Source organism: Mesorhizobium sp. LNHC229A00, from assembly GCF_000502415.1.
GTDB lineage: Bacteria > Pseudomonadota > Alphaproteobacteria > Rhizobiales > Rhizobiaceae > Mesorhizobium.
In genome coordinates this window covers 1-24,937 of sequence record NZ_AYWQ01000002.1, presented here as the reverse complement: position 1 = coordinate 24,937, position 24,937 = coordinate 1, and the positions used below count along the sequence as shown (strand labels likewise).

Annotated in this window: 17 protein-coding genes and 1 tRNA gene; 10 read left to right on the top strand and 8 right to left on the bottom strand. The window is 58.5% G+C overall.

The genetic code is table 11. From position 1 onward, the window contains the following. Positions 1 to 187 precede the first annotated feature (187 nt). Together X742_RS166200 and X742_RS166205 are read left to right on the top strand one after the other, a co-directional pair. On the top strand, positions 188 to 634 hold the full coding sequence (locus X742_RS166200) for a YcgN family cysteine cluster protein (protein WP_023770117.1): 447 nt from the start codon (positions 188 to 190) through the stop codon (positions 632 to 634). 297 nt (positions 635 to 931) lie between these two features. Next, positions 932 to 1,288, top strand: a complete 357-nt coding sequence (locus X742_RS166205; RefSeq protein ID WP_023770116.1) for a hypothetical protein — start codon at positions 932 to 934, stop codon at positions 1,286 to 1,288. Between the two features lie 160 nt (positions 1,289 to 1,448). Here the strand turns inward: X742_RS166205 and X742_RS166210 are convergent, their stop codons facing one another. Next, positions 1,449 to 2,159, bottom strand: coding sequence for an SIMPL domain-containing protein (locus X742_RS166210; protein WP_023770115.1), 711 nt, complete (start codon positions 2,157 to 2,159; stop codon positions 1,449 to 1,451). 133 nt (positions 2,160 to 2,292) lie between these two features. Here X742_RS166210 and X742_RS166215 point away from each other — a divergent pair. Next, positions 2,293 to 2,368 (top strand) — tRNA-Ile (locus X742_RS166215). 200 nt (positions 2,369 to 2,568) lie between these two features. Here X742_RS166215 and X742_RS166220 read toward each other — a convergent pair. The 3 genes from X742_RS166220 to X742_RS1000000171990 are packed head-to-tail and all read right to left on the bottom strand — an operon-like array spanning position 2,569 to position 5,164. Beyond that, positions 2,569 to 4,260, bottom strand: coding sequence for a recombinase family protein (locus X742_RS166220; RefSeq protein WP_031247635.1), 1,692 nt, complete (start codon positions 4,258 to 4,260; stop codon positions 2,569 to 2,571). Then, complete coding sequence (locus X742_RS166225) at positions 4,257 to 4,730, bottom strand: DUF2924 domain-containing protein (protein WP_023770113.1); 474 nt, start codon at positions 4,728 to 4,730, stop codon at positions 4,257 to 4,259. Before X742_RS166225 ends, X742_RS166220 begins: the two co-directional genes overlap by 4 nt. Before the next feature lie 5 nt (positions 4,731 to 4,735). Next, entirely contained in the window at positions 4,736 to 5,164 is a 429-nt protein-coding gene (locus tag X742_RS1000000171990) for a DUF3489 domain-containing protein (RefSeq protein WP_023770112.1), read from the bottom strand. Positions 5,165 to 5,443: 279 nt separating this feature from the next. Here X742_RS1000000171990 and X742_RS166230 point away from each other — a divergent pair, with 279 nt between their 5' ends. Together X742_RS166230 and X742_RS166235 are read left to right on the top strand one after the other, a co-directional pair. Next, positions 5,444 to 5,935, top strand: a complete 492-nt coding sequence (locus X742_RS166230; RefSeq protein ID WP_084569473.1) for a very short patch repair endonuclease — start codon at positions 5,444 to 5,446, stop codon at positions 5,933 to 5,935. Next, entirely contained in the window at positions 5,922 to 7,079 is a 1,158-nt protein-coding gene (locus X742_RS166235; RefSeq protein WP_023770110.1) for a DNA cytosine methyltransferase, read from the top strand. Before X742_RS166230 ends, X742_RS166235 begins: the two co-directional genes overlap by 14 nt. A gap of 152 nt (positions 7,080 to 7,231) precedes the next feature. Here X742_RS166235 and X742_RS166240 read toward each other — a convergent pair whose 3' ends face one another. From X742_RS166240 to X742_RS166250, 3 genes are all read right to left on the bottom strand, one after another. Further along, positions 7,232 to 7,753, bottom strand: coding sequence for a hypothetical protein (locus X742_RS166240; protein ID WP_023770109.1), 522 nt, complete (start codon positions 7,751 to 7,753; stop codon positions 7,232 to 7,234). Beyond that, positions 7,750 to 9,426: a DEAD/DEAH box helicase family protein gene (locus X742_RS166245; RefSeq protein WP_023770108.1), complete on the bottom strand. Its 1,677-nt coding sequence runs from the start codon at positions 9,424 to 9,426 to the stop codon at positions 7,750 to 7,752. Before X742_RS166245 ends, X742_RS166240 begins: the two co-directional genes overlap by 4 nt. A gap of 118 nt (positions 9,427 to 9,544) precedes the next feature. Further along, the gene (locus tag X742_RS166250) at positions 9,545 to 11,932 is read right to left on the bottom strand and encodes an ATP-binding protein (RefSeq protein WP_023770107.1); all 2,388 of its coding nucleotides are present in this window, start codon (positions 11,930 to 11,932) and stop codon (positions 9,545 to 9,547) included. A 596-nt stretch (positions 11,933 to 12,528) separates the two neighbouring features. On the opposite strand from X742_RS166250, the gene X742_RS1000000173765 reads away from it, so the two are divergent. The 3 genes from X742_RS1000000173765 (at position 12,529) to X742_RS166265 (ending at position 20,562) form a co-directional block, all read left to right on the top strand. Further along, positions 12,529 to 12,747 (top strand): hypothetical protein, encoded by a 219-nt coding sequence (locus X742_RS1000000173765; RefSeq protein ID WP_156939338.1) that lies wholly within the window; start codon positions 12,529 to 12,531, stop codon positions 12,745 to 12,747. Between the two features lie 271 nt (positions 12,748 to 13,018). Next, positions 13,019 to 14,836 carry an AAA family ATPase gene (locus tag X742_RS166260; protein WP_023770105.1) on the top strand — a complete coding sequence of 606 codons (1,818 nt, stop codon included), beginning with the start codon at positions 13,019 to 13,021 and terminating at the stop codon, positions 14,834 to 14,836. Between the two features lie 479 nt (positions 14,837 to 15,315). Beyond that, on the top strand, positions 15,316 to 20,562 hold the full coding sequence (locus tag X742_RS166265; RefSeq protein ID WP_023770104.1) for an ATP-binding protein: 5,247 nt from the start codon (positions 15,316 to 15,318) through the stop codon (positions 20,560 to 20,562). A 31-nt stretch (positions 20,563 to 20,593) separates the two neighbouring features. Here X742_RS166265 and X742_RS166270 read toward each other — a convergent pair whose 3' ends face one another. Next, complete coding sequence (locus X742_RS166270; RefSeq protein ID WP_023770103.1) at positions 20,594 to 21,130, bottom strand: hypothetical protein; 537 nt, start codon at positions 21,128 to 21,130, stop codon at positions 20,594 to 20,596. 1,172 nt (positions 21,131 to 22,302) lie between these two features. Here X742_RS166270 and X742_RS1000000176430 point away from each other — a divergent pair. After that, positions 22,303 to 24,288 (top strand): LEPR-XLL domain-containing protein, encoded by a 1,986-nt coding sequence (locus X742_RS1000000176430; protein WP_084569470.1) that lies wholly within the window; start codon positions 22,303 to 22,305, stop codon positions 24,286 to 24,288. A gap of 252 nt (positions 24,289 to 24,540) precedes the next feature. Then, on the top strand, positions 24,541 to 24,937 hold a 397-nt coding region (locus tag X742_RS01000000169530), incomplete at its 3' end, for a hypothetical protein (RefSeq protein ID WP_032924728.1).

Here is a 24,937-nt window from a genome sequence, read left to right as displayed (position 1 = left end):
CTTGTGGGGTCCCATCCTTGCCGAAACCGCTTTTAACGAAATTGGTTCCAGCTGCCCATCGTTAGGGGCCGTACAGGGCTATTGGCCGACTTTTTGAAGGCAACTTCATGTCATTCGGCCCGCTAGCAGCCTCATTGCGGCTGTTGCCGCGCTTGACCTTGGCCGCGGCTGGGGCCACATGCCGGGAATGGAAACCCCGTTCTGGAAGACCAAGACGCTGGAAGAGATGAGCCCCACCGAGTGGGAATCGCTCTGCGACGGCTGCGGCAAGTGCTGCCTGTCCAAGCTCGAGGACGAGGACACCGGTGAAATCTACTGGACCAGCGTCGGCTGCCGGCTGTTCGACGCCGAGAGCTGCCGCTGTGCGGACTATGCCAACCGGCTGGCGCGCGTTCCCGATTGCGTCGGCCTGACGCCGCAGAATGTGCGCGCCATCAGCTGGCTGCCCAGCACCTGCGCCTACCGGCTGGTGGCCGAGGGCCGCGACCTCTACTGGTGGCATCGGTTGGTCTCGGGCAATGCCGAGACCGTGCATGAGGCCGGCATTTCCATGCGCGGCCGGGTCAAGGCGAGCGAGACCGACCTGGCCGAGCCGGAAGACTATTTTGACTATATGCTCGACGACGAGCCCTGACGCGCGACAGTAAACCGTCAGGAGTTTGCCTGTCGGGAACCGTGCGAGGGCAAGACGCTTGGCGCGATAATTTTGAATGCCGGCAAGGGATTGGCCGGCAAGGGATTGGCCGGCAAGGGATTTGGCCGGCGAGGGATTTGGCCGGCGAGAGATTTGCAAATTCGGCCGCTTTGCCCGTGCGGCGCCACATGAACCGCAGATGAACGGGCAGTTCGTAAATAGTTCAGACAGGCCGGTGCATTCTCCCGCCATCGGTTTCACGAGGAGGGCGCAAGCCCGCAACAAGGAGAGACAACCATGTACACCACCATCAAGACGGCGGCGCTTTCGGCTCTGGTCGGCCTCGGCACGCTGGCGGCCATGCCCGCCCATGCCGACAGCCTCTATCTTGGCTTCGGCAACAACCAGGATCCGCGCTTCGGCGTCTATGCCGGCGACGACGGCTATCGCCACCGCCGGGACGAGCGCCGCGACGACTGGCGCCGTGGCTGCTCGCCGGACCGCGCTCTCGACAAGGCCGAGCGCATGGGGCTGCACCGTGCCCGCATCGTCGATGTCAACCGCCGCGTGGTCAAGGTGATGGGCCGTCAGTACGGCGACCGCGTCGTCATCGTGTTCGCCAACGAGCGCGGTTGCCCGGTCATCAATCGCTGAAGTTTTTCGGCCTGAAACCATGAAGATGGAGCCCCTTTCTCGGAAACAAGTGGCCCCAAACCCCGCGGGAGCGATTCCGCGGGGTTTTTGAATGTCCGCTGTGGTCTCTCATTAGCAGGTCCGTGGCCAAGCAATGCTCGGCCACGGCGTCCAGCGCCGCCTACTTCAGTTCGAAGGTAACGGTAACCTGGACATTGTAGGCATTCTCGCCGGCCTGTACCGGCGCCGCGCCGGCCGCGGCGTCGAATGCCTTGGCGTTGATAGGCATCGGCGCCGGCCTGATGTTCTGATCGGTGATCTCGAGCACCCGGCCCAGGCTGACCCCGGCCGCCTCGGCCAGCGTCTTGGCCTTGGCCATGGCGTCGGCGACAGCCTTCTTTCGGGCCTCGGTGACGGTGGCCGCCGGATTGTCGTTGGTGAAGGCGATGCCGCCGCCCTGGTTGACGCCGAGCGACACCGCCTTGTCGAGGATCTCGCCTGTCTTGTCGACGTCGCGCACGCGCACCGACAGCGTGTTGGTCACCTGATAGGCGACGAGTTCGGCCTCCTGGCCGCCGTCCGGCTTGTTGGTGTAATCGTAGCGGGGGTTGATCTGGATGCCCGCGGTCTGCAGGTCGCGATCCTTGATGCCGGCGGCCTTCATCGCGGCGATCACGGCGGCCATGGCATCATTGTTGGCGTCGAGCGCGGCGCGCGCCGTCTTGGCTTCGCGCATGACGCTGAGCGTCAGCACCGCCAGATCTGGGGCCACGGTTGCTTCCCCCTCGCCGGACACAATGATGCGGGGCGGCGTCGGCAGATCGGTGGCTCCAGCCATCGCCGGAAAAGCGATTGCAGCGGCGAGCGCGAGGGGCAACAGATGTCTGGTCATGAAAATCTCCTTGGTCTGCGATCAAGTCGCAGGGTCGCGTAGAGCGCGATTATGGGTTGATTTGGGCGATCTGCGAAAGCCCGCCGGGAAAGCCTTGTGCCGGGATGCGAAAAACATTAATCCAGCCCGCGTGGGGCCTGTAGCTCAATGGTTAGAGCCGGCGGCTCATAACCGCTTGGTTGGGGGTTCGAGTCCCTCCGGGCCCACCATTCAGTCCGCCAGTTTTGGCGCGTTTTCGACCGTCTCAGAATAGCGTCGACATTTCCGCAGGTTAGCGGCGGCTTCGTGGCACCGCTTGGCGGAGACGCCGCCTTCCGGGCCCATAATGCCCGGATTTCGGGCCTCCGTCTCTGCCGCCCATTTCCGTAGCCAACTGTTTGGAAAAGCGATGCTCGGCTGATGGTCGAAATCAAAGGCCGAGGAGGGCAGCCTGATCGGTCCAGGCGAGCGGAAGGCCGGACAGGCGCGACAGCCCATGGGCTGTGAGTTCGATCGGCTGCTGGCCGGCGATGATCTTGGATACGATTTTTGGCGAGAGGAAAGCTAGGGGTAGCAGCCTGCTCACTTCCGAGACGGTGGTCGCATTCACGCTGGCGATCTCTGTCAGGCTTCGGCAAGAGCCGTCGGTGAGTTGGTGAAGGTATCGATGAGAGCGATGGACAACATCGATCAATGCAGCGTCCGGCTCTGGGTTGTTGGACGAGGCATCACCTAGAACGATGCGCATCTCGACGCCACGTCGCTTGATGTCAAATGGGCATGTGATTGACACCGTTTCAGCGTCGCTACCGGATGGCAAAACTTTGTCGAGCAGATGCTCGGAGAATGCGCGGCAATCAATGTCGATTGTCAGCTCCTTCTGACCAAGCGTGATGCGGACGAGTTCTTGCAGCAGCGATCGCTTAGCGTCAGCAGTCTCGGAGCTCCAAGCAGCCCGGACCTCAGCCGCGCGACGCATCGCGTATTGGATTTCGCCGGGACCTCCCCATCGCTGAATCAAATCAGCGATTTGGCTGTGATCGCTGAGAATACGATTCAGCTGTTGCTCAACGACTGATTCAACTGCGTAGGCGGGAAGACGCCATCCGTCGGAGGTGCCGCGTCGCTGATCAACAAATTGTTTTGAGACGTAGTACCGATAGCGAACGCCGCGCTTGTTGGCATGCATCGATCGAAGCTTTTCACCGCTTTCATCAAAGAGCAGCCCTGTGAGAAGATGCTGCTGAGTGACGTTCGATGTGCTCCGGCGGCGCGGTGCCTGAGACGCCAAAAGCGCCTGTGCCTCTTCGAACACCGGGCCTGCAATGATCGGCTCATGCTCGCCGTCGTGGACTTGATCCTTATGTTTGATCTTTCCGATGTAGACCGGGTTTGAAAGCAGGTGATAGAGATTGCCACGGCCGAATGGCATCGTGACGGCAACGGTCCCATCCTGGCGCTCGCGGGTTCGAGTCACGAGGCCGTCGCGCGCGGCCTCGTCAGCGAGGTCACGCACTGATTTCAGAGTCAGATAGCGATCAAAGAGGTGTCGAACGATCTTCGCCTCGGCGTCGTGGATGACAAGTTTGCGGTGCTCCACGCGATAGCCGAGCGGCACGACACCGCCCATCCACATACCTTTTTTCTTGGATGCCGCGATCTTGTCGCGGATGCGCTCGGCCGTGACCTCGCGCTCGAACTGCGCAAAGGAGAGAAGGACATTGAGCGTCAGCCTGCCCATCGATGTGGTAGTGTTGAACTGCTGCGTGACAGAGACGAATGATACCGAACTGGCGTCGAAGATCTCGACGATCTTCGAGAAGTCCATAAGCGAGCGGGTGAGGCGGTCGATCTTGTAGACGACCACGACATCCACCTTCTTATCGCGGATGTCCTGAAGCAGTCGCTGCAGGGCAGGGCGATCCATCGTCCCACCGGAGATGCCGCCGTCGTCATAGCGATCAGGGACAAGCTTCCAGCCAAGGCCAACCTGCGAGGCGATGAACGCCACGCAGGCCTCGCGCTGGGCGTCGAGCGAGTTGAATTCCTGGTCGAGGCCTTCCTCGCTCGATTTGCGAGTGTAGACCGCACAGCGCAGGCGGGGTGTCGAGTTGCTGCTCATAGCCCGAAGAACCTCGGACCGGACCAATGCGCGCCGGTGATCTTGCGCGCGATGGACGACAAAGAAGGGTAGACCTTTCCGTCGAAGACGAAGCCATCTTCGACCACATCGACGATGTGGGTCTTGCCGCTCCAATCTCTAACCAACCGCGCGCCCGGCAGAACTTGTCTGCGCTTTGAAGCGATCGTCACCTTGATGTCGTCGACGACGACGATAGCTTGGCTGTCGCGGTCGGCGAGCTTCTTCTCGACGCGATCTATGGCGGACCTGAGCATGCGACGCGTCTCGGTGGAAAACCCACCGAGACGCTTTGCCTGAAGATGCCAGGCTGCTGCCCGGATCAGAAGCTCGCGCCTGACACCCTTTGGTGGCGCGCACCTGTAGATCTTCTCCCATTGCACAGCGAGTTCCTCGCGGGAGAGGTCGCCCAAGGCGGCGACCTCTGCTTCGATGTCGAGCTTGGCGCGCATGAGGCTCAGGCGTCTTTCGAGCCGTCGTCGATACGGTAGCGGCGAACCCCGTCCTTGCCGAAGTCGCTGACCAGGTTGAGGCCAAGCTTCTTCTTGACGACCGCCGACAAGAAGCCTCGCACCGAGTGTGCTTGCCAACCAGTCGCTTCCATCAACATCTCGATGGTGGCACCCTTTGCCAGGCGAAGCTTCTTCAGCACCTGGTCCGACTTGTTCGGCTTGGTCTCACCACGGGGCGCAAGCTTCGGCGGCTTCGTAGATGCCGGCTCCGCCGTGCTCTCCGTGCCACCCGTCTGTCTCTTGGTGGACTTGGCCTTCTTAGCCTGCTTGGGCGGGTTCGCTAGCACATCCGAAATGTGCTCGTGCGGGGCCGATGGGATCTGAAGCTTGTCGTGGTTCGATTCAGTGCTCTGGTCAGTGCCGAGTGTTGCCATGGTCGTTCTCCTTCAGTTTGCAGTTGCCGGCCGATCCGGCGCCTGTACTGACTTGAGCCCGCCTGGCGGGCTGGAGAGACCTGGTAACTGCAGAGAAGACTGCCGCCGCGTTGTTACCCAGAGCAATGCTTGCGTGCGTAACGAAGTCCAGTGGAATGAGCGTCGACGGCTAGCTATTTTAAGAATGGCAGGTGAGAAGCACTGGGATTTTCCCCTTGCTTGGAGTCGATGGGAGCGGCCCCCGGTCGCAAGAACCTGGACCGACGCCTTTAGCGCTTGATGGCGGTTAAGTTGCAACTCCCTGAAGAAGTTTGCCTGCGGCTGGCCGGCTGGGTATCATCCGGCGTGGCGGACACATTGACCAAAGAGCAGCGCTCCGAGCGCATGGGGCGGATCGGTGGAAAGGATACCGGGCCGGAGATGATCGTGCGCCGCCTGGTTCACGCGATGGGCTACCGCTGTCGCCTTCACGATCCTGGCCTGCCCGGAAAGCCAGACCTCGTTTTCCGCTCTCGGCACAAGGTCATTTTCGTGCATGGATGCTTTTGGCACCGCCACGATGATTCGGCCTGCAAGCTCGCCCGATTGCCCAAGTCCCGCAGCGAGTTCTGGCTTCCGAAACTTGAAGCGAACGCCGCTCGGGATCGCCGCAATCAAGAGGGACTTCGCGCTCTTGGCTGGGATATCCTGGTGATATGGGAATGTGAACTCAAAGATCGCGCTTTCCTGAAGTCAACAATTGGGTCCTTCTTCAGTCATGAAATCGCTTGAACTTTTCGCTGGCGCGGGTGGACTTGGCATCGGACTGCACGATGCCGGTTTTCGCCCCGTCAATGTCATCGAATGGGACTCTTATTGTTGTGACACCATTCGCGAGAATAAGGCCCGCGGCCTCCATGCTGTGAAAAATTGGAAAGTTACCCAAGGCGACGTTCGCAAGGTTGATTTCAAGCCCTACAACGGAAAGATTCAACTGGTCTCTGGTGGGCCGCCTTGCCAGCCTTTCTCGCTCGGCGGCAAACACGGCGCCTATGACGATGTGCGTGATATGTTCCCCCAAGCTATTCGCGCCGTGCGCGAGACCAGGCCTCAAGCCTTCGTTTTCGAGAACGTGAAGGGCCTCACCCGCAACTCCTTCCGCAACTATTTCGAATATGTTCGCCTGCAACTCGAACATCCCGACATCAAAGCCAAGCGCGGCGAGGATTGGGCTAATCACTTTGCCCGCCTCGAACAGCACCACACCAGCGGGAACAGGGCGGGGCTCAACTACCGCGTCGTCACGCAACTGGTAAACGCCGCCGATCACGGTATTCCTCAAAAGCGCGAGCGGGTCTTTTTCGTGGGTTTTCGCGAGGACCTCGCCGTCAGCTGGCATTTTCCCCTCGCGACGCATTCCCAGGACGCTTTAATCTGGGATCAACTGCACGGCGACTACTGGGATCGGCATCAGATCGCCCGCAAATTCCGCTTGTGCCCCAAAGGCTCTGATCGCGTTAGCAAGCAAGACAAGCCTAGCGAAAGGCCCTGGCGCACAACACGCGACGCGCTCTTTGGCCTTCCCGATCCCGAATTCGAACACGAGAATAGCGCCATCATCTTGAATCACCGTTTTCAGTCCGGCGCGCGATCCTATAAGGGTCACACCGGCAGCCCCTTGGACGAACCTGCCAAGACCTTGAAGGCAGGCGTGCATGGCGTCCCTGGTGGGGAGAACATGCTGCTACGCCCCGATGGATCGGTTCGCTATTTCACCGTGCGCGAAAGCGCTCGCCTACAAACCTTCCCGGATGATTTTCTTTTCCATGGTTCTTGGGGCGAAACCATGCGCCAACTCGGAAACGCAGTTCCCGTTGATCTCGCCCGCGTCGTCGGAGAGAGCGTCGCCGAGCATCTGCCAAGGACTGCGGCGTGATAGGGGGCGACGGGACAATCCTCTCGACAAGGCCGAACTTGCCAAGAAACCGTTCGTGCCCTTGTCGACAATCAGACACCCAAGTGATCGAAGAACAAGAAGCCGAGGACCAGGCGGAAGCCGAGGACATGACAGACGAAGTTTGACGTCCCCTAATCGAGCCAAACGACTTTTTCGATGCCAAGCTTCGTGGCCGCGCTTTCCACGACGGATCGATCTTGTTTCGTGGAGAATTTACCACCGGCCTCGGTCAATACCGCAGCGAAAGGCATGCCCTTTTCGAATGACCGTTCGTGAAGCGCCATTAGCGTGGCCTTCCATTCGCTTGCCTTGCTCCAAGCGATTTGTCGATTGTCAGCAAGCAATCGGCCATGCGGTTTGATGAATGTAGCTATGGTCGAAGCATCCTGCCCTATGCCGAGCACACGGAAAGCCTTTTCCGGACTCGCTGACGTTTCTCGCGTATAAGGTTTGAGCAAAGTGTCCTTGATGTAGACGCGTACTTGGCGCGGGTCCATGTAGGAGCCGAGGACACCTCCGACTTCCTTCGTCTCCGTCCAGATGGTGTAGTAACGAGTTTTGTCGGCGGCTGACAGCGACCACCAACTGAGGTTATCCGCTTCGGCCCAAAGTCGATCTTTGATAGCTTTCTTAATTTTGGTTGGCACGCTCATGCGACACCGCCCGGTTGAGGGACAGTAGGAAATTCGAAGCGCGGTATTTCGAGCTGCGCGTCTCCCTCCCGTAACATGAGGTCCGCCTGATCTTTCATCCATTCGAACATGAAGCTGCCCGCCGACGCATCGCGGAAATTGATCAAATGATTGCCCAACGGCAATCTTTCCAATGGCCCTGACGCGGCCTTCTCCAACTCGATTACTTCGGCGACGCGTCTCAAATCAGTAACGAAATCGAGCACGATGACCTTGTCTTTCCCTGGGCTTAAACGGAGTCCACGCCCAAGTTGCTGGACAAAAATGCGCCGGCTATGGGTCGCACGCATGAAAACGATCAGGTCAACGTCGGGAACATCAACGCCTTCGTTGAAAAGATCAACGCTCGTAAGGAGGTCAATGTCGCCTCTACGGAACATGGCCATCAAGCGATCGCGCTCGCGCGCGTCCTGACGAGAGGATATCGCCTCGGCACTAAGTCCGAAGCCGCGCAGGGAGCCCGCGAAGCTTTCCGCGTGATCAACCGTTGGAGAAAACACGATGCCTCCACGACGATTTTCGCTGTGGAATACCTCCGTAATTTGACGAGCGGCTTCCTCGTCCCGCGTGGGCATGATCAACTTCTTATTGAGCTGGCTCAGCGAATAATTATGGGCTGAAATGTCCTGCACGAACTTCCAGTCGACGTTATCAGCGAGCAATCGGTAGTCCACTTCGCTAAGATATTTGTTCTGAAGGCCGTCGGAGATTCCAAGGCGCACGAGTGGTTTGCCAACAACTTCGTCGATATCAAAACCATCGCCACGCCAAGGCGTGGCCGTGACTCCACCGACCATGGGTGGCCCAAGGGCCTCGAGAGCGCGCCGGAAGGTGGTTGAACCTATATGATGGGCTTCATCAACAAGCACTAAGCCGAAGCTCGGCAGATCATCAATTCTCCCAATCACGCTCTGCACGGTCGCGAACGTGATGCCGTCATAGAAGGATGGCGTCTCGTCACCTGATAGCAAATGAGTAGGAACCCACTTCGGTAGTTGAAACCAGAACCCAAATTGCAATTGTCGAATAAGTTCGCGTTTATCCGCCAGCACCAGGACGCGATTATCGCGGATGAGCCTGTCACGATACAAATCGCTGACTACCTCGGCCATGACGACCGTTTTTCCAAGACCGGTCGCGAGCACGATTTGAGCGCGGCCGGTGTCTGTTAGTCCTTCACGAAATCGAGCGAGCGCGTCTTGTTGATATGGACGAAGTTCGCGCCGCGCCTTGGTGTATTCGGGAACTCTTGCCGCCATGGCGACGAGACGAGCGGGGTCAAGCAATTCGACATTGATACCGATACGCCTGTAGCGCTCGATTTCCGCATGAATTCCACCGCCAACTGCGCGTGAGGTAGCGACAAGCATACGGTTGGCGCCGTAAAAAGTACCGGCTTCAACGACTTCTTGGACCGCGTACTTCGTCGGCGGAGCGGTCGTCGTGTGCTTGCATTGGATGACCCAGATCTCACCATTCTTGACGCCAACAATGTCCGCGCCCTTATCACCAGACCCGCCGACAACGCGAATGTCATCGAAACCTGCGTGAATTAAGAGTCTCGCTACATCGCGCTCGAATGCCTGCCAAGGGCCGCGCAAAAGGCGCCGGTCATCCAAAAAGGCATTCATCATGCTGGCTCGACGTCGGGTCTAAGAAGTTCCAGCGACATGACCGCACGAATAATCTCATCACGGGACGCGATGCCGAGGTCGCTACTGTCCTGTCGCGCAAGCCAAATGGCGTCACTTATCAAACCGAGATATTTCGAGAGAACCGCATTTCGCGCGTCTTCCGTGATTTCGGGGTNTCGACATCTGGCCTGAGAAGCATCAACGACATGACCGCCCGGATGATCTCATCCTTCGAAGCCATTCCCAAGTCACTGAGGTCTTGTTTCGAAAGCCAGATAGCATCGCTCACTAGGCTCACGTACTTGGATAGGACATTCCGCCTGGCATCCTCGGTGATGTCTGGGTCGCCGTAATCGAGGTCGGCGTACGCTTCGTCCCAAACGTTTCCATCGAAGCATAGTTCGGGCCGGCTCTTCACCAGGACCTTGATGATTTCCGAAGGTGCGGATTGAAGGAAACTGCCGTCGATCGTCGACTCGGCCGGCTTTATTTTCTTGCCAGCTAGCGCCCGCATGATTGTATGTTGTTCGGAGACCGAAAGCCCATTGAAGAGCGAAGCTCTCTCTTCCACGGGACAAGCAGCCACCATGGACCTTGCCACGTCAATCAAGATAGCGGATGCATCGGCAGGCAGTGATTTATAATCCAATGCGTTTTCGTCGCCATATTCCAGGCGGAATTCGCTAAGAATGCGCGCGATATCGGGAGTCTGGCTGGAGGATCGAGTTTGATCGGCCGTCATGAAGGCAAGATTGGCCAACAGCCCATCCTGTGGTGTCATCGTAATAGATTGAAACACTGGGTGAGCTGGGTTATAAAGATAGTGATACGTCTTTGTCGGAATATCGCCCATGCGAACCGTCCAAGGAGCACCGCTCGGCAGGTCGGGATCAGTATTTGCAACCTCGAATGCCAAAACGTTCCATTGAATGCTCGATGGCTGATGATGGTATTTTCGGCTCAGGGATGGCACGTCCCTTCGAGCCGGCGGCGCTGGTTTAGGGGCCACGGGCGGCGGAGTAGGGGCAGGATTGTCAGCAGGGCGTAACGGCTCGTCAACTAGCCCCGTTGGGAGTGCGTCTCCTCCGTTAGATGTTTCGCCGCCTCCCTGGCCAAATAGAAGCTCGCGATCAGCGGCCTCGACCAGTTCCCACCACTTGTCGTCGTCCTGATATTCCGGATTGCCTTCATGGAAATAACTCGCCATTTCCAAGGCTCGGTTGTTGTCCTTGACGATCAAGATACGCGCGTACGCGCCGGCGGTTTTGGAGTGGGGGCTCGTGCGGCGGAAGGTTTTGAATAGACGAAAAAGGGGCGACTCATTCGTGGGGAAGCCCAAGTCCTTTGCCTTCTCAGGGCGTAGCGGCCCATCTCCTCGAAGGAGCTGCACCATTTCGTCCCAAGTCGGATCGGCTCGATCAAACCGATCCTTCGCGTAGCTCACGCGGCAATGGTCGATATGGATTTCTCCAACTATCCTGCCGCGGTTTCGTTGATCGTCGATGGGGTATTCGCGTTCCTCGGCTTCACCATCATGCCAGGAAAAGAGGTCTTTATTGGCGATTTCAATCTTGCGACCATTTCGAATGAAGTCGATTCCAAACTCGGATTGATCCAAATACCGCTGTATGCCCAGCCACCCGGTGACACGCCGAGTGCGTTTGACGACGGTTCCGGTCGAAGCGCATAGTGGGCAAGCTGCGGATTCAGACGCTTCCGCGAGCCAGCTCATGCAGTTCGTGCAATAGAAGCGTTCCGAAAGAGCGTGATTGACCTGTATGACGGCATTCACGTCGATGCCGCCCACGCCTGAGACGACTCGATCCTCATTCCACACGCAGTGGCGGCGGGCCTCGACACGTTTGTTGTTGAGGTATAGTTCGAAGGAAATAGGGATGCCATTAGCGCGAAGCATCGCGGAGTAGGCCTGCGACAATCTCTTGCGGACGATCGTCTGATTTCCGTTTTTCGCAAGCCACCTGCGCTGTTCCGGTTTGAGTTGCCTGATCGTGATTTCCGTCCCATGCTGGTTTGGGTCGGTCTTGGGCCTTGTCAGATGGGGAGTGCGGAAATGTCGCTGACGCCTCAGCGCGTCGAAATCGATCGACAATCCATGCCATTCCGATTCACCCTTCCGTGTCGTCCAAACCTCGGTCACCGAGCCCAGGCGGGCAGTCGCGATGTTGAATCCCATTCCGAAGAGACCAAGGCTATCGATGGGATTATTTCCCGACCATCCCGCGCGAACCGCACTTTCGAGAACGTCCGAGGTCATGCCAGAACCATTGTCGATGACGCGGACAACCGCGCCTTCCTTGTCGGCGGCTGGAAGTATGACATCAACGCGGGCACCTGAAAGAGGAGTCCCCGTGCGGCTCTCTTTGAGAAATCCGTCGATGGAATTGTCGATCAACTCCGCGAGGCAGCGCCATTGATCAATGTTGATCTCGCCAAGCATCGGCAGGACGCGCGGATCGGGCTGCAAATCGAAGTCTTGACTGATCATGATATTTTCCTGTGTCCATGACATGCTGAAATTCTGCTAATCTTTCCGATTAATACTTCAGATCACTCGTAAAAATATCAATATTACTAGATATGCGCAAAGGGATGTTCATGGTGTCGCCTCACCCCGACCCATCCGTGGCTTTGGAAACGGATGCCTACCTTGATCGACTCCGTCCCCTGGTCGACGATACGATTGAGAAACTAGGGAACGCAAGTTTCCGAGACGATCCTGTTGCCGGTCGGAAATACTCCCGAGCGACGTCAATCATCAGTTCAGCCTATAAACGACATGGAGCGATCCTGGATCGAGCTTTGTTGGAGCGATTGAAGGATTGCGCTCGATTTCGAGTTTGGACCGAGGACGAGTTCAAACTTTCGCATGAGTCGCTACAACAAACACGAATCGTGGAGCGAATTGAACCGCTGCTAAGGACGGACCTCGCCTATGGAGATCGCGAACGATCCATCCGGGTCGACATACTCGTATATGACGAGGAAAGCGGGCGGCTAAGCTCATATAACGTAAAAAGAGGCAATGGATCATATGACCTAGGAAAACGGCGCCTGATCCAAGAGGATTTGCTTCGAACACACATGCTGCTCAAGGACTACGGGCGAAAGGCGGGTTTTGCACCAACGTCGAGTCATGCGCACATCGTCTTTTATTATGATTTACTCTCGTTGCAGCCACCCTTGGCGATACTCGGAAGCAAACTGGACGAGCACTTCGCCTTTCCCGTGCGGGATGCCATCGAACGGGTGAACGATTATTTCGTCGGTCGCCTCCATCGGCTTATTGAGCAGGACGAATGAAGCGTATTGGGGATAGCATGGATCTCGTTCACAGCGCGTTGGCAACCTACATACAGATAACGGCAAAGCGTTCGAGTTCCTGGGCATTTTTCCAGGTTCGAATATGCGCTTAAGGAAAAAAGGTTACGCTCACAAGGGTGCCCACATTCGGGATGCTCGCTTGTGAATAGAGCCTCCACAGCTGTGCTGATAGGCTTGGCAGGCGATCATTCCGTGATATTCAGGAGCCTGTATACGCCGTGGGGGCGTTTGTTTGAATTGGGGGGCGTCGTTGAGCGTATCAATCCGTCAAATCCACGTTGAGAACTTCCGCTCAATACAGCGGATTACGATACCTGCGAGCAAGCTATCTATTTTTGTAGGAAAGAACGACTGCGGAAAATCTAACATTTTGCGAGCCCTAAATCTTTTCTTCAACGGGGTAACAAACCCGGGAAAAGCGTTCGTTTTCGACGATGACTATAATCTTTTCGTGCCCGACCGGGCAAAGGTGGCAAAGGAAGTCGTCGTACGGCTAGAGCTCGATATTCCGACTTCCTATCGCGCGACCAATGGTGAGATCATCATTTGGGAGAAACGATGGCGTGCTGGCGGTCTTCATTCGAACGAATATTGGGGCAACAGGCTCACAACGAATCGTCGTGGTCGAGAGGTGCGGACAAATGTCGACATCCCCGAGAAGTCCAACGCGCATACCCTTCTGAGGCAAATTGAATTCGAGTATGTTCCGGCAATCAAGGACGCCGGGTACTTTGACGACCTACGCGGCCGTATCTACGCTATCATTGCCGAGGTTGCGGCTAGAACCTTCAGGACGTCGAGTACTGCATTCGAAGACTCGATCGGAGAACATCTAGCGGACCTCACTACGGGCATCGGACACGCACTGGGATTCGAAACCCGCCTGGCGCTTCCCCGTGACCTTAGCCACATCTTCCAGCGATTAGATTTCCTCGGCGGCGCCAAGGGCATCTCGCTCAACCACCGCGGTGACGGCATAAAGTGCCGACACATTCCACTAATTCTTAAGTTCATGACCGAGAAGAAACGGTCGCTTCAAGGGCGAGGAGCGCCGCCCTATAGTTTTATTTGGGCCTACGAAGAGCCGGAAAACAATCTCGAGTTCGCAAGTGCAGTGGAGCTTGCGTCGCAACTTTCGGGATTTGCGAGGGATGGGGTGGCCCAGATACTTTTAACCACGCATTCGCCAGTGTTCTATGACCTAAATGACACGACGGCGGCGCAAGTGTCCTGTTCGCACATCTTCAGAGATACTGATGAACGGGGTAGCGAGGCGAGCGACTCGGCCTCTGAGGTCGATGAGAAGATGGGGACTATGGCGCTTCTTGCCCCCCGAGTAAAAGAGCTTGTTCAGGACGTTCGCGGCCAAGTCGAGGCGAGGGTCGCGGCCGAGCAATTGGCGCGGCAGAACCGCCCGAAAATCTTTGTCGAGGGAGAGAGCGATCGGATCATCTTGCAGCGTTGTGCGACTGTTTTCCACCCAGCGCGAGCGGCGCTCGTCGACTTTGAAACGAAGCGTGATGGCGCCGGCCACAGCTACGTAATTGATATGCTTAACGGCTGGCGGTCCCAACATAAGCATCATCCAGGAGGCCCACGAGCAGCGGGCGTCTTGGATTGGGACGCTGTCGAGATGAAAAACGCGTGGAACGCTGGTTCTGGAAATGTTAACTCGGCTAAGTGCTTCTGCTATCCAAAGCCTGCTCATGCGATCGCTGCCCTAGCCGCCGGCTTCCGGCTTCCCGTAACGCTAGAGGTTCTTTACGGTGTCGATATTTGGCAATGGGCTGAGGAAAACGGCATGCTTGAGGACCGGATCCGGGCTGAAACATTCCCGACTGGCCTCGTCGAACAAATCCTCAAGGGAGAGGCTGGCAATGTGGTCGTCGACGAGGCTTATAGAACCTACGTAACAAAGCAGTTTCGTGGCGGTACAAAGGTAGATGCAGCAAATTACGTGAGGCGTTTTGGTGAAGATCGCATCCGTACCGAGTTCGCGAGAGTTGGTACTCTGCTGGACGAAGTGCTTCGCTACCTTGCCGTTCCAGAGATGCCTGCGGCCGCGTGAAATACGCCGTCTTCGAATGGAGACTGGAGCGTGCAAAGGTGTGCTCGAGCGGCCGTCCTGATGCGGGCGGACCTTGAGCCAAAAGGGGGATGTGAGTCCTTTGCGCGTCTCTGACATTCAGTCTGGAGTACCGGGGATTGCGTCGTCATCGTCGGCATTGGGAGGTAGAGTCCCATCGTCGGAAGATTTGTTCCGCGCTTAGGCGATGCACCAGCACTTTGTTGGGATCGCAGACTGATCGCCGTCATTTTGAGAGTCGGAGAGCGCCGTAACTGAGATTATATCCCAGCCCCTCAAAGCGACAACAAAGCCTTCCAGGTTTGTTGCGGAAGTGTTGTGAGGGTGACGATCTTGTATTTTTCGACAGGATGGCGGCTAACCTGTGCCTGTCGCCGTGGAATGAGCAGGTAAGGTACTGCGGTTCGAGCAGGCAGGCGTGCGGCAACCTACGCGACGATGGGCAATTGAATGGGTGGGGTATGCTGAATATCGTCCTGGAGACGGCGGAACATGTCGATCCGATCGAGGAGATCAGGACAGCGACGCTTGACAGAATAAACCATTTCCTGCAGTCGCCGCGGGACGTGCGGGTCTATTCGGACCTGAGAGGACTTTGTACGACCGTCTCGGTTTCATACCGCAACCGATCCGTGCTTGAGCTGTTGCAAAACGCCCACGACGCCCATGCCCCGGGCGAAACCAAAGGTCGAATTCGCTTCTTGCTCGAAGATGAGGGTAACCATGGCGTCCTCTACGCAGCCAACGACGGCTTAGGCTTTACCGGCGACAATCTGACCGCGCTTTGTAGCCCGACGCGCACCACGAAGACGGTAAATGAGGCCATCGGCAACAAGGGCGTCGGCTTTTTGAGCGTCTTTCAGATATGTGCCCATCCGGAAGTTTATTCGCGGCCCAGACCCATCCGATCGCCGGATTTTGACGGCTATTGCTTTTCCTTCGCGGACGTCAGCCAGTTGCGCACATTCCTTGAGCCGGAGGGGCTGGCGGACCAAGTGGTTCGCATTGCCGACAGCATGCCGCAGCTTTATCTCGCACTACCATCCTGCAGCCCGCCTCCACGGGTTCTCTCACTGGGTGAGGAAGGCTACGCAACCGTCCTGCGCCTTCCACTGAAGAACAAGGAAGCGCGCCTGGCTGTCGAGGCCCAGCTGCACGCGCTTGCCACCGGCCAGCCTGAAGTACAGCTGTTTCTCGATCGCATCTCGGAATTGAAAATTGAGCTGGCGGGCAAAACCCATGTTCTCGGCCGCGATCCGCAAACGCTCTACGAGCTCGACGATTTGAAGCTGCAGAAGGTGGCCTGCGGGTCCAGGAGCTATATCGTCGCGCGGCGAACCCTGAAAGAGGCGACGATCCGCCAGGTTATCGAGGCCGATCTCGGCAGCGAGGCGCTGCCGGAAAGCTGGGCTGACTGGAAGGGCGATGCCATCATATCGCTGGCCGTGGCTGCCTCGGGAGATCCAATCAAGGGCCGGCTCTATACCTTCTTGCCGATGGGCGAGGGTGCCGAGGCTCCGCTTGCAGGTCACCTGGACGCCCCGTTCTTTGCTACGATCGAGCGCAAGAACCTTGAAGAGGGCGGGACTTTCAACGCTTATCTGATGAAGCAGTGCCGTTCCCTGGCATTGGCCGCGGCAACCATCGCCAAGTCGGTGCTGGACAATCACCCCGCACGCCATGTAGTGGCCGACCTGTTGTTCTGGACGGGGCAGGGTCACACCGACATTCGCACCGCTCTGCTCGACAAGGGCGACCTTGTCATTCCTGCCGAGGACCGGCGCGGGGAACCGGGCTGGGCCAGCCTGAAATCGGTTCGCGTGTGGGAAAACGCCGGCTTTTTCTTGCCCAAGCGTGTGGCGCAATCAGCAGCCTTTCCACTCGTCGATACCCGATTGGGTCCTACACGCATCGCCAATCTTCGAAAGCTGGCAGGTTCGGCCGTCAACCTGTCGGTCAGTCTCGAGGAAAAGGCCGATGTCGCCGTCGCTATTGCGCAGGACCTGTTTAACGCCGGCGCACCCGTCTCCGACTGGGACCGGTTCTATTCCGCCTTGCCGGAACTGCTTCCCAACGCTGGTGAGCGGCTGCAGGGCCGTCCGATCCTTCTGACCGATCGCAACGAACTGGTTTTGACTGAGGCGCCGGTTCCTGACGAGCAGGTAAGGGTGCGCCGGCGCCTGTCGACCGTTTTCCTGCCACCCTTGCGCCAGGCGTCGGCCTTGCTTGCTCTGCCAGTCGCAGTTTCAAGACGCATGACCTACCTGAACGGCGCGCTGGCTTGCGTCTCTGATGGCGCCAATCCAGGCAGGAAGTTCCTTGTCGGCGCAAATCTGGTCCGCGAATATGACCGGCGCGAGATTCTGCGCGTGATCGCCGGCGTGATCATCGACCCGGGTCAGGCGAAGGATCCCGACCAGGCTAGGTGGGAAGCGCTTACTGCCATTTTGACGATTTGCACCGGCGAAGGCGGCTCCATTGCCGAGGCCGATGAAATCGGTCTGCGGGTGCCGGCCCGCGCAGGCTGGGTGCGGGCGACAGAAGCGTTTTTCGGCGGCTGGGCCGGAACGCGCTCGCATGAGCTGGACGATCTGTTTGACAAGGTGTCCCTTGTGTCAGCCGAGCTGGCTTCCTTGAGCGACTATCGGCTTGTTCCCTACACGCAGTGGAACGTTCCGCCGGGCAAGCGCGAGGCATGGATCGCCTTCCTGAAAAAGGCCGGCGTCGTCGATCACCTGCGGCCCTTGCAGACGATCGCTGGCCAGCCTGTTCGTGCCCAGGGCAACAGCGTCATTTCAGCACTTGCGGGCCGCAAGCTAGCGCTCTCCGACGATCAACAAAAAGCCTGGATCAAGCGTCTCGCAAGCGAGGCGAACCTGCCCAATCCTCTCACCGAATATACCGTTCGCGACGCATGGCGCTTCCCGGGACAGGCTGACTACAAGGAGATCGGTAAGATTGCCGCGGAGGCCTACGCGATCCAGGTTGTCCGCATGCTTGAGGACTTTCCCGGGCTGGTCGAGATGACGGTGTTCCGGCCCAATCATTCCGGTGCTCCCAACACACGGACTTGGGCCTCGCCGGCGCGGAGTTTCCTCGCCACCGAGGCCTGGGTTCCCATCATCGGCGACGTGAAGCGAACGCTTGATAAGTCATGGCTGCCCGCGCTGCACGAGACGCCGCCGCCGCAGGCGCCCCTGGTCACCCACCACGTGCGAACGGCAATCGAGCGCGCCGACCAGGCGCGGGAGATCCTGGTTGACGAGGGGTTGTCCATCTTCGGCGAACAGGGCGCAGCGTGGCGTCTGTTGGCGCAGGCGGGGGAATGGCTAGATGGGTCGTCTCATCCGGCCGAACGGCTGTGGGCCCTCACGGTTGACGCCTGGGCCCATGCCAGCCTCAGCCGGGACCTGCCCGCCGGCATGCGTCTGCTTGGAAAAATGGACGGGGCGGTGATCTCGTTTGATCCGCGCACCGAGGAACGCGCTGTCTACATCGCCGATGCCGACGACCGTTCCATGGCGGCAGCCCTTTCTCGCGTCGCGCGAGGCGTCATCATGTTCGAGCCGCCTCTGGTTAAGGCAAAGGACGTGGCGAGCTATCTATGCTCAAAGGTTTCCGAGCGCCTGCAGCGCATGTCTGACATGGAGGTGGTCTACAGGACGCCCGACGGCGCGTTCACCTACGACACGTCCGATGCCTTGCTGGAACAGGACTTCGTTGGAGACCTGCGTAGCTTCGTTCTGCTGACCGTCCGCTACAGGTGCAAGTTCGTCTCAGCCGGACCCGACAAGATCCTCGGCAAGCTTTCGGCCTTGCGCATCCGATGGGTGGACTCGCTCGAACTGCAGGTCGGCCAGCACACGCTGCCATTGCCCTCGTTCCAGCATTCGGCCGTTCTCGTGAACGCCGGGCAGGGGGACACTTTGCTGGCGCCCATGGCGGCCAGGGGTACCGACAGGGAACTGATGGTCCTAGCGCCGGGGATCGGCGAGGCGATCGCTTCGAGACCGCTGGCAAGTGACGCCTTCTATGCCGTGGCCGCGCGCATGTTTCAAGCCGGCAAGGGCCTGACGCCAGAAGGTCTGGCGGAAGCGCTGGACGTCGCGTCCGAAGATGTTATCGCTGCAATGCAGGCGTCCCGATCGCTGCTTGGAGCATTGCTGCACGTGGCCCGTCCCTTTATCCGCCTGTGGGGCGCCACCGCGGCGGTGGAAGGGATATTACAGGACCACCGCCTGAGCACCGAGGGTGATCTGGTGGCAGCCCTCGATGCTCTCGCCTCGATGCCGGTCGCGGGGGCCCGATTGCTCGATGCCTGCCGCAGCGGTTCGGTGGAAGCTGCCGCATTGGATCTGGGCGTCGACCTGGCGGCTCTCAATACGGTCCTGGAGGAGCTCGAAGTTCCTTACCGATCGATTGACCGGACAGCTTATCACGAGGAGATGTTCAGCAACTACTATCTGCGCCAGAAAGCGCGGGTACGAGAAAGCATTCGCCAGGCCTGCCGTGCCGACTTCCGCTCAGGCAAGCTGGCCCGATACCTGGCGGCGCGCGACGCGCCAGCCCCGACGATACCACGGGGCATCGGCCACTCTCTCATTCGCAGCGGCCCCACCGACTGGGCCTTGTGGCTGGCAGACTGGCTCGTCGGCTGGAACATAGCCACGCTTGTCGAATTGCCTGGAGCCGAGGCGAGCCTCGATGCCGTTCGCGACGCAAATCAAAAAATCCTCAAGGCGCTGGCGCCAAAGGCGCGGCTAATGCTCGTCAAAAAGCTTGGGATTGAGGCGGAAATCGTCAAGCAGTGGCGCGATCCCGATGGTCTGGAGGGCCGGCTGGTTGCGCTTGCGAACGCGCAGGGATGGCTCGACTTCGACCGCCTTGATGAGGCAGGCATCCTAGATTGGCTCGGCCGCGGCGGGCTTTGGCCGGCGAATTGGCCAACGTCGCTGGCGCCCGTCGATCATGGCTTGCTCGCCGAAGACCTTGAGGCCTTGAAGGAGGCCGAGCGTAAGGCGCGGGAGGAACGCGCCAGCCCGCCACCGCCCAAGCTCGACTACACCGGTGGAACGTTTGTGGTCGGCCAGACGACGCTTGCCTCGATCACCGATCAGATATCCGAGCTCGCAGACGGCAATGCAGCCCTCCTGGCCTCCAGTTCGAAGACGATCAAAGGCAGGCATGTCATCTTGTCGAAAGGCGGATCTGGAGGGGGCGACGGCGGAGGCTGGACCGGGGGGAAAAGTCGCGTCAGTGATGACGAGAAGGCCGTCATCGGCTATTTCGGTGAAGCAATCGCGTTTGCCTGGCTCAAGGCAAAGTTCGGCCGCAACCGTGTGGTCGATTACGAGTGCTGGAAGTCTGGCTATCGCGTCCATGCATGCGGAAAGACGGGTGAAGACCTTCTCGGCTATGACTTCGAGATCCAGAGCGGCAAGGCCACCTGGTTCTTCGAGGTCAAGGCGACGGCCTCGCCCGACCCTGGAGACGTCAGAATGGTCGAGCTGGGATCGACCGAGATCGCGAAAGCGGAAGTCTGCCACGCGGAGAACCGACTTCACTACAGGATCCTTTATGTCGTGAATGCCTTGAAGCCCGATCAGGCCACCTTGGGCGTCCTTCCCAACCCGCGGAGCGAGGAAGGCAAGAGCTTTTACACAGAACAGAAGAGCGCAGGGGTCCGGTTATTCTTTGGGGTGGACTAAGGTGTCGGCCTTGGGTGCGAGATTGCCAACGCTAATCTTTGTCGTAACGCGATAGATCGCGCTCCTTGGTCTGTAGCTCGGCACGTTGAAGCGCTGCCTCGGCCTCGGCATCCTCCGCTCGCTCTCGTAGTGCTTGGACTTGGGCCTCCAAAACTTCACGCGACCGCCGTTCCCGGCGTCGTACGAGACCAGCGACACGGCGGCCCAACGCGCCTTCACGCGCTGCAAGGCTCAGTTCACGCACCGACACGCCCTCCACATCGGCGAGCCATTCGAGCGAGTCAGCACCCGGTTCAAGCACCCAGCGTGGCCTGCCACGAAGGGATATCACCCGTACGAGCCCGATGTCGCGCGTCAAGTGTGTGAACAAGGCCACTCTGTCATCGAATTCGCGGGCGCCAGTGCGCACGAAGCGGCGCTCGCCGTCGATCTGCGGGTCAAAGTTGGATATCCGCAAAATCTCGTAACTCACGCCGTCCCGCTCAACATTGATTGGCACGTAGCGACCGGCAGGTACCTCTTCCGCCACTTCGCGCCAGCTTTGAATCCAACTTGCAAGACTCGGCATCAATCCACATTCCTATCATTTGGTCCCGAAAATGCGATGGCCAGCGACGTAAAGGGCAATCAAACCGGCTCGAACTAGCGGCAGGAGCCGGCGCTTCAATGCCTTGGTCTTTCGCATGGCGATGGCTACCCGAAAACGCCCACCAGCTCTTGCGAGGGTCCCCGTAAGTAGACGCGCCGTCGGATAGCCGTGGGCATGGATCAAGGCGTCGTGCGTCCAGGCGCGGACTTGCAAAGCATGCGGCCCAGGGAGGAAATCGATTGTTACGCGGTTAAACACCTCGCCATTGCGTTCGAAAGATCGCGGGATCATTTGTGGGAGTCCTTCTTGTTGCGTTGGAAGTTCGTATATACGCGAAATAAATTATTGTAAAGCGAAATTTTCCGCGTTTGAGCGATATCAGTGCCTTTAGAGATTGAAGGGCAGCGTTGGTCTTCGGTCTAGTTTCTAGCCCAGCAGTTCCGAAACGGGCTCGAATCCAGACTACTAGTCCACAACTGACTTCGAACAGCCCGAGAAAATTCAGGTGATAGCGAACGCGGCGCGACCTCCTTTGGCATAAACGGGGATCGTAGGCACCGGCTTTTTGAGGTACGGGACAAAGGAACTCAAAAACTTGCAGGCACACCCTCGCCAATTGAGCGGATGGAATTTTCGGAGTTGCTAATAAAGCAGTTGACATTAGTGTACTGCAGCGGCAACTTGAAATTTCGGGAAAAAGCGAGCGGGAGAATAATAACGGCGGGTCGTCAGGCACTTATCAGCCTGGGCTAAATTGGCAGATTTTCGTGCTCGAGTAGCTGTAACTTGGCAACTGATAGTATTGCCGAGCGGCTGGGGGTTGTCGACGTGGCTGAGTTCACGTTCACGGATGTATTGTCGCTGGCGCTATCCAGCAGTGCGAGTGTAAGCTCCGGCGGCACTTCGGCAACTACTTTCACATGGCCATCGCCTTTTACCTTGACCTTTCGCGGCTACGCCGACCAACATCTATCGCGAACTCCGACAATTCGTGCATCGGTGCCAGATGAGGCGCGTGGCCAAAGTCAGGTCGCCTCCTGCTCGGCCCGAAGGTGGGCCCGCTCGGGGGAAACACTTGTCGCTCGCGATGGGAACGAGCAGCGTATAGCTCCCGATCATATCTCTCGAGTGTCTTCCCGGGGGTCAGGGGCATGACATTCCGCTACCGGAACGCGAACTTTCGAAACAGTTGCTCGGTATCTGCGCTTGCAGCGGCGATTGGATATGGCGCGAAGTCTAAGCAAGAAAAGCCGTTGCGAAAACGGCGCGAACACGAAACACGAGCGGTTCATTTCGAGGCGCTGGAACCACGACTGCTCTTGTCAGCTGACTTCATGCCGGTTCAGGGGTCGATAGACGTACCTGGAGAAACAGATCGATTCAGCTTCAACATTTCCCAAGATACGAAGATCTATTTCGATGCACTAATCGGCGACGGACAGTACGCATGGAGCCTCATTGGTCCGAATGGATCCGAAGTCTCTGAATCCACCTTCAGTAATAATTCTGATCGTCCAAACGGATCAGCATCTTCGCCCATTGACTTGGTTGTCGGAAATTACACTCTGAGCGTCAGTGGTGCAGCGGACACGACCGGTTCCTATAGCTTCCGGCTGCTTGATGTCGCGACGGCGGTGCCGATTACTTCGGGCACGCCGATCACGGGCATGCTGCCAAGCGGCACGGAGACGGCGCTCTACCGCTTTGATGCACAGGCCGGCGAGAAGTTCTTCTTTGACCAGCAGAGCCAAACCGGCGGCGCCGCCGCCTGGCGGCTGATCGATCCATTCGGTGGCACGGTTTGGTCGAACTGGTTGCAGTTGGACGTTGATGTCCAGACGCTAGCGTTTAGCGGCACCTACACGCTGGCGGTCGAGGGCTATGTCTCCAACGCGAGCCCGGTGGATTTCAGCTTTGCGGTTCAGAAGGTCGAGGACACGACGGCACCGTTGACGGTCGGCGCGACGATGGATGGCGCGATCGCCCATTCCGGCCAGCAGAACCGGTTCACATTCGATCTCGCGAGCCCGGCACGGCTCTATTTCGACAGTCTCACCTATGACACGAACCTCTCCTGGACGTTGATCGGTCCACACGGAGAGGAGGTCAGCACTCGATACTTCATCTATTCGGATGCGGCCAATCTCTCAGGCAATCCGGTACTCGACCTCGTGGCCGGCGCTTACACCCTGATTGTCGACGGCTCTCTCGACGCGACCGGTGCCTACAAATTCCGGCTGCTGGATCTTGCCGCTGCCGATCCGATCGTACTCGGTGATCCTTCCACCGGGATTTTGGCCTCAGGAAACGAGACGGCGCTCTACCGCTTCGATGCCGCGGCTGGAGACCAGGTTCTGCTTAACCGGCAAGCACTCAGTGGCGGCAGCCCGTACTGGCGTTTGATCGATCCCTTTGGCGGTCAGGTCTATGGGAGCTTTTTCAACGACAGCCCGACCCTGACGCTGCCTTTGGCGGGTACTTATACGCTGCTCTTTGAGGGGCAGGTCGAGGCCAACGGGGCACTTCAGTACACCTTCAATGTTACATCCGAGGGTCATGTAGATCTGCCGGCTCCGGCTGGAGAAGCCCTTTTGCTGGGCGCCGTCACCCCAGGTGCGATCGACACGGAGGGCGAAGAGGACAACTACGTCTTCGACGTCACGCAGAAGACACAGCTTTTCTTCGATGCCCTGACGAACACCAGTCACACCTGGAGCTTGATCGGACCACAGGGCGAGGTGGTTTCCCCGCGGTTTTTCAGTTCGGATGTGAGCGACCCGACATTTACCCTTACTGTGCCTGGAACGTATCAACTGCGTGTGCAAGGCTCGGTCGGCAGTTACAGCTTCCGGCTTCTGGATCTTGCCGCTGCCGATCCGATCACTTCGGGCACGCCGGTCCCAGGCGTGCTGCCGACCGGCACGGAGACGGCGCTCTACCGCTTCGATGCGCAGGCCGGCGAGAAGTTCTTCTTCGACCAGCAAAGCNGGCGTGCTGCCGACCGGCACGGAGACGGCGCTCTACCGCTTCGATGCGCAGGCCGGCGAGAAGTTCTTCTTCGACCAGCAAAGCCAAACCGGCAGCGGCAATGTCTATTGGCGTCTGATCGATCCGTTCGGCAAGCAGGTCTGGTTTAACAGCTTCGTGGACCAGGATGTCGAGACGCTGGCCTTCAACGGGACCTACACGCTGGCGGTCGAGGGCTATGTTTCCAATACGAGCCCGGTGGATTTCACCTTTGGGATTCAGAAGGTCGAGGACACGACGGCACCGTTGACGGTCGGCGCGACGATGGATGGCGCGATCGCCCATGCCGGCCAGCAGAACCGCTATACGTNAACGGGACCTACACGCTGGCGGTCGAGGGCTATGTTTCCAATACGAGCCCGGTGGATTTCACCTTTGGGATTCAGAAGGTCGAGGACACGACGGCACCGCTGACGGTCGGCACGACGATGGACGGCGCGATCGCCCATTCCGGCCAGCAGAACCGGTTTGCCTTCGATCTCGCGAGCCCGGCACGGCTCTATTTCGACAGCCTCACCAATGACCCGAACCTCTTCTGGAGGCTAACCGGTCCACGCGGCGAGGTGACCAGCACCCCGGTCACTTTCTCAAATTCAGATGGCCCCTTCGGCACTCCTCCGCTTCTCGATCTTGTGGCCGGCGCCTACACCTTAATCGTCGATGGCTCGCTCGATGCGACCGGCTCCTACAAATTCCGGCTGCTGGATCTTGCCGCTGCCGATCCGATCACTTCGGGCACGCCGGTCCCGGGCGTGCTGC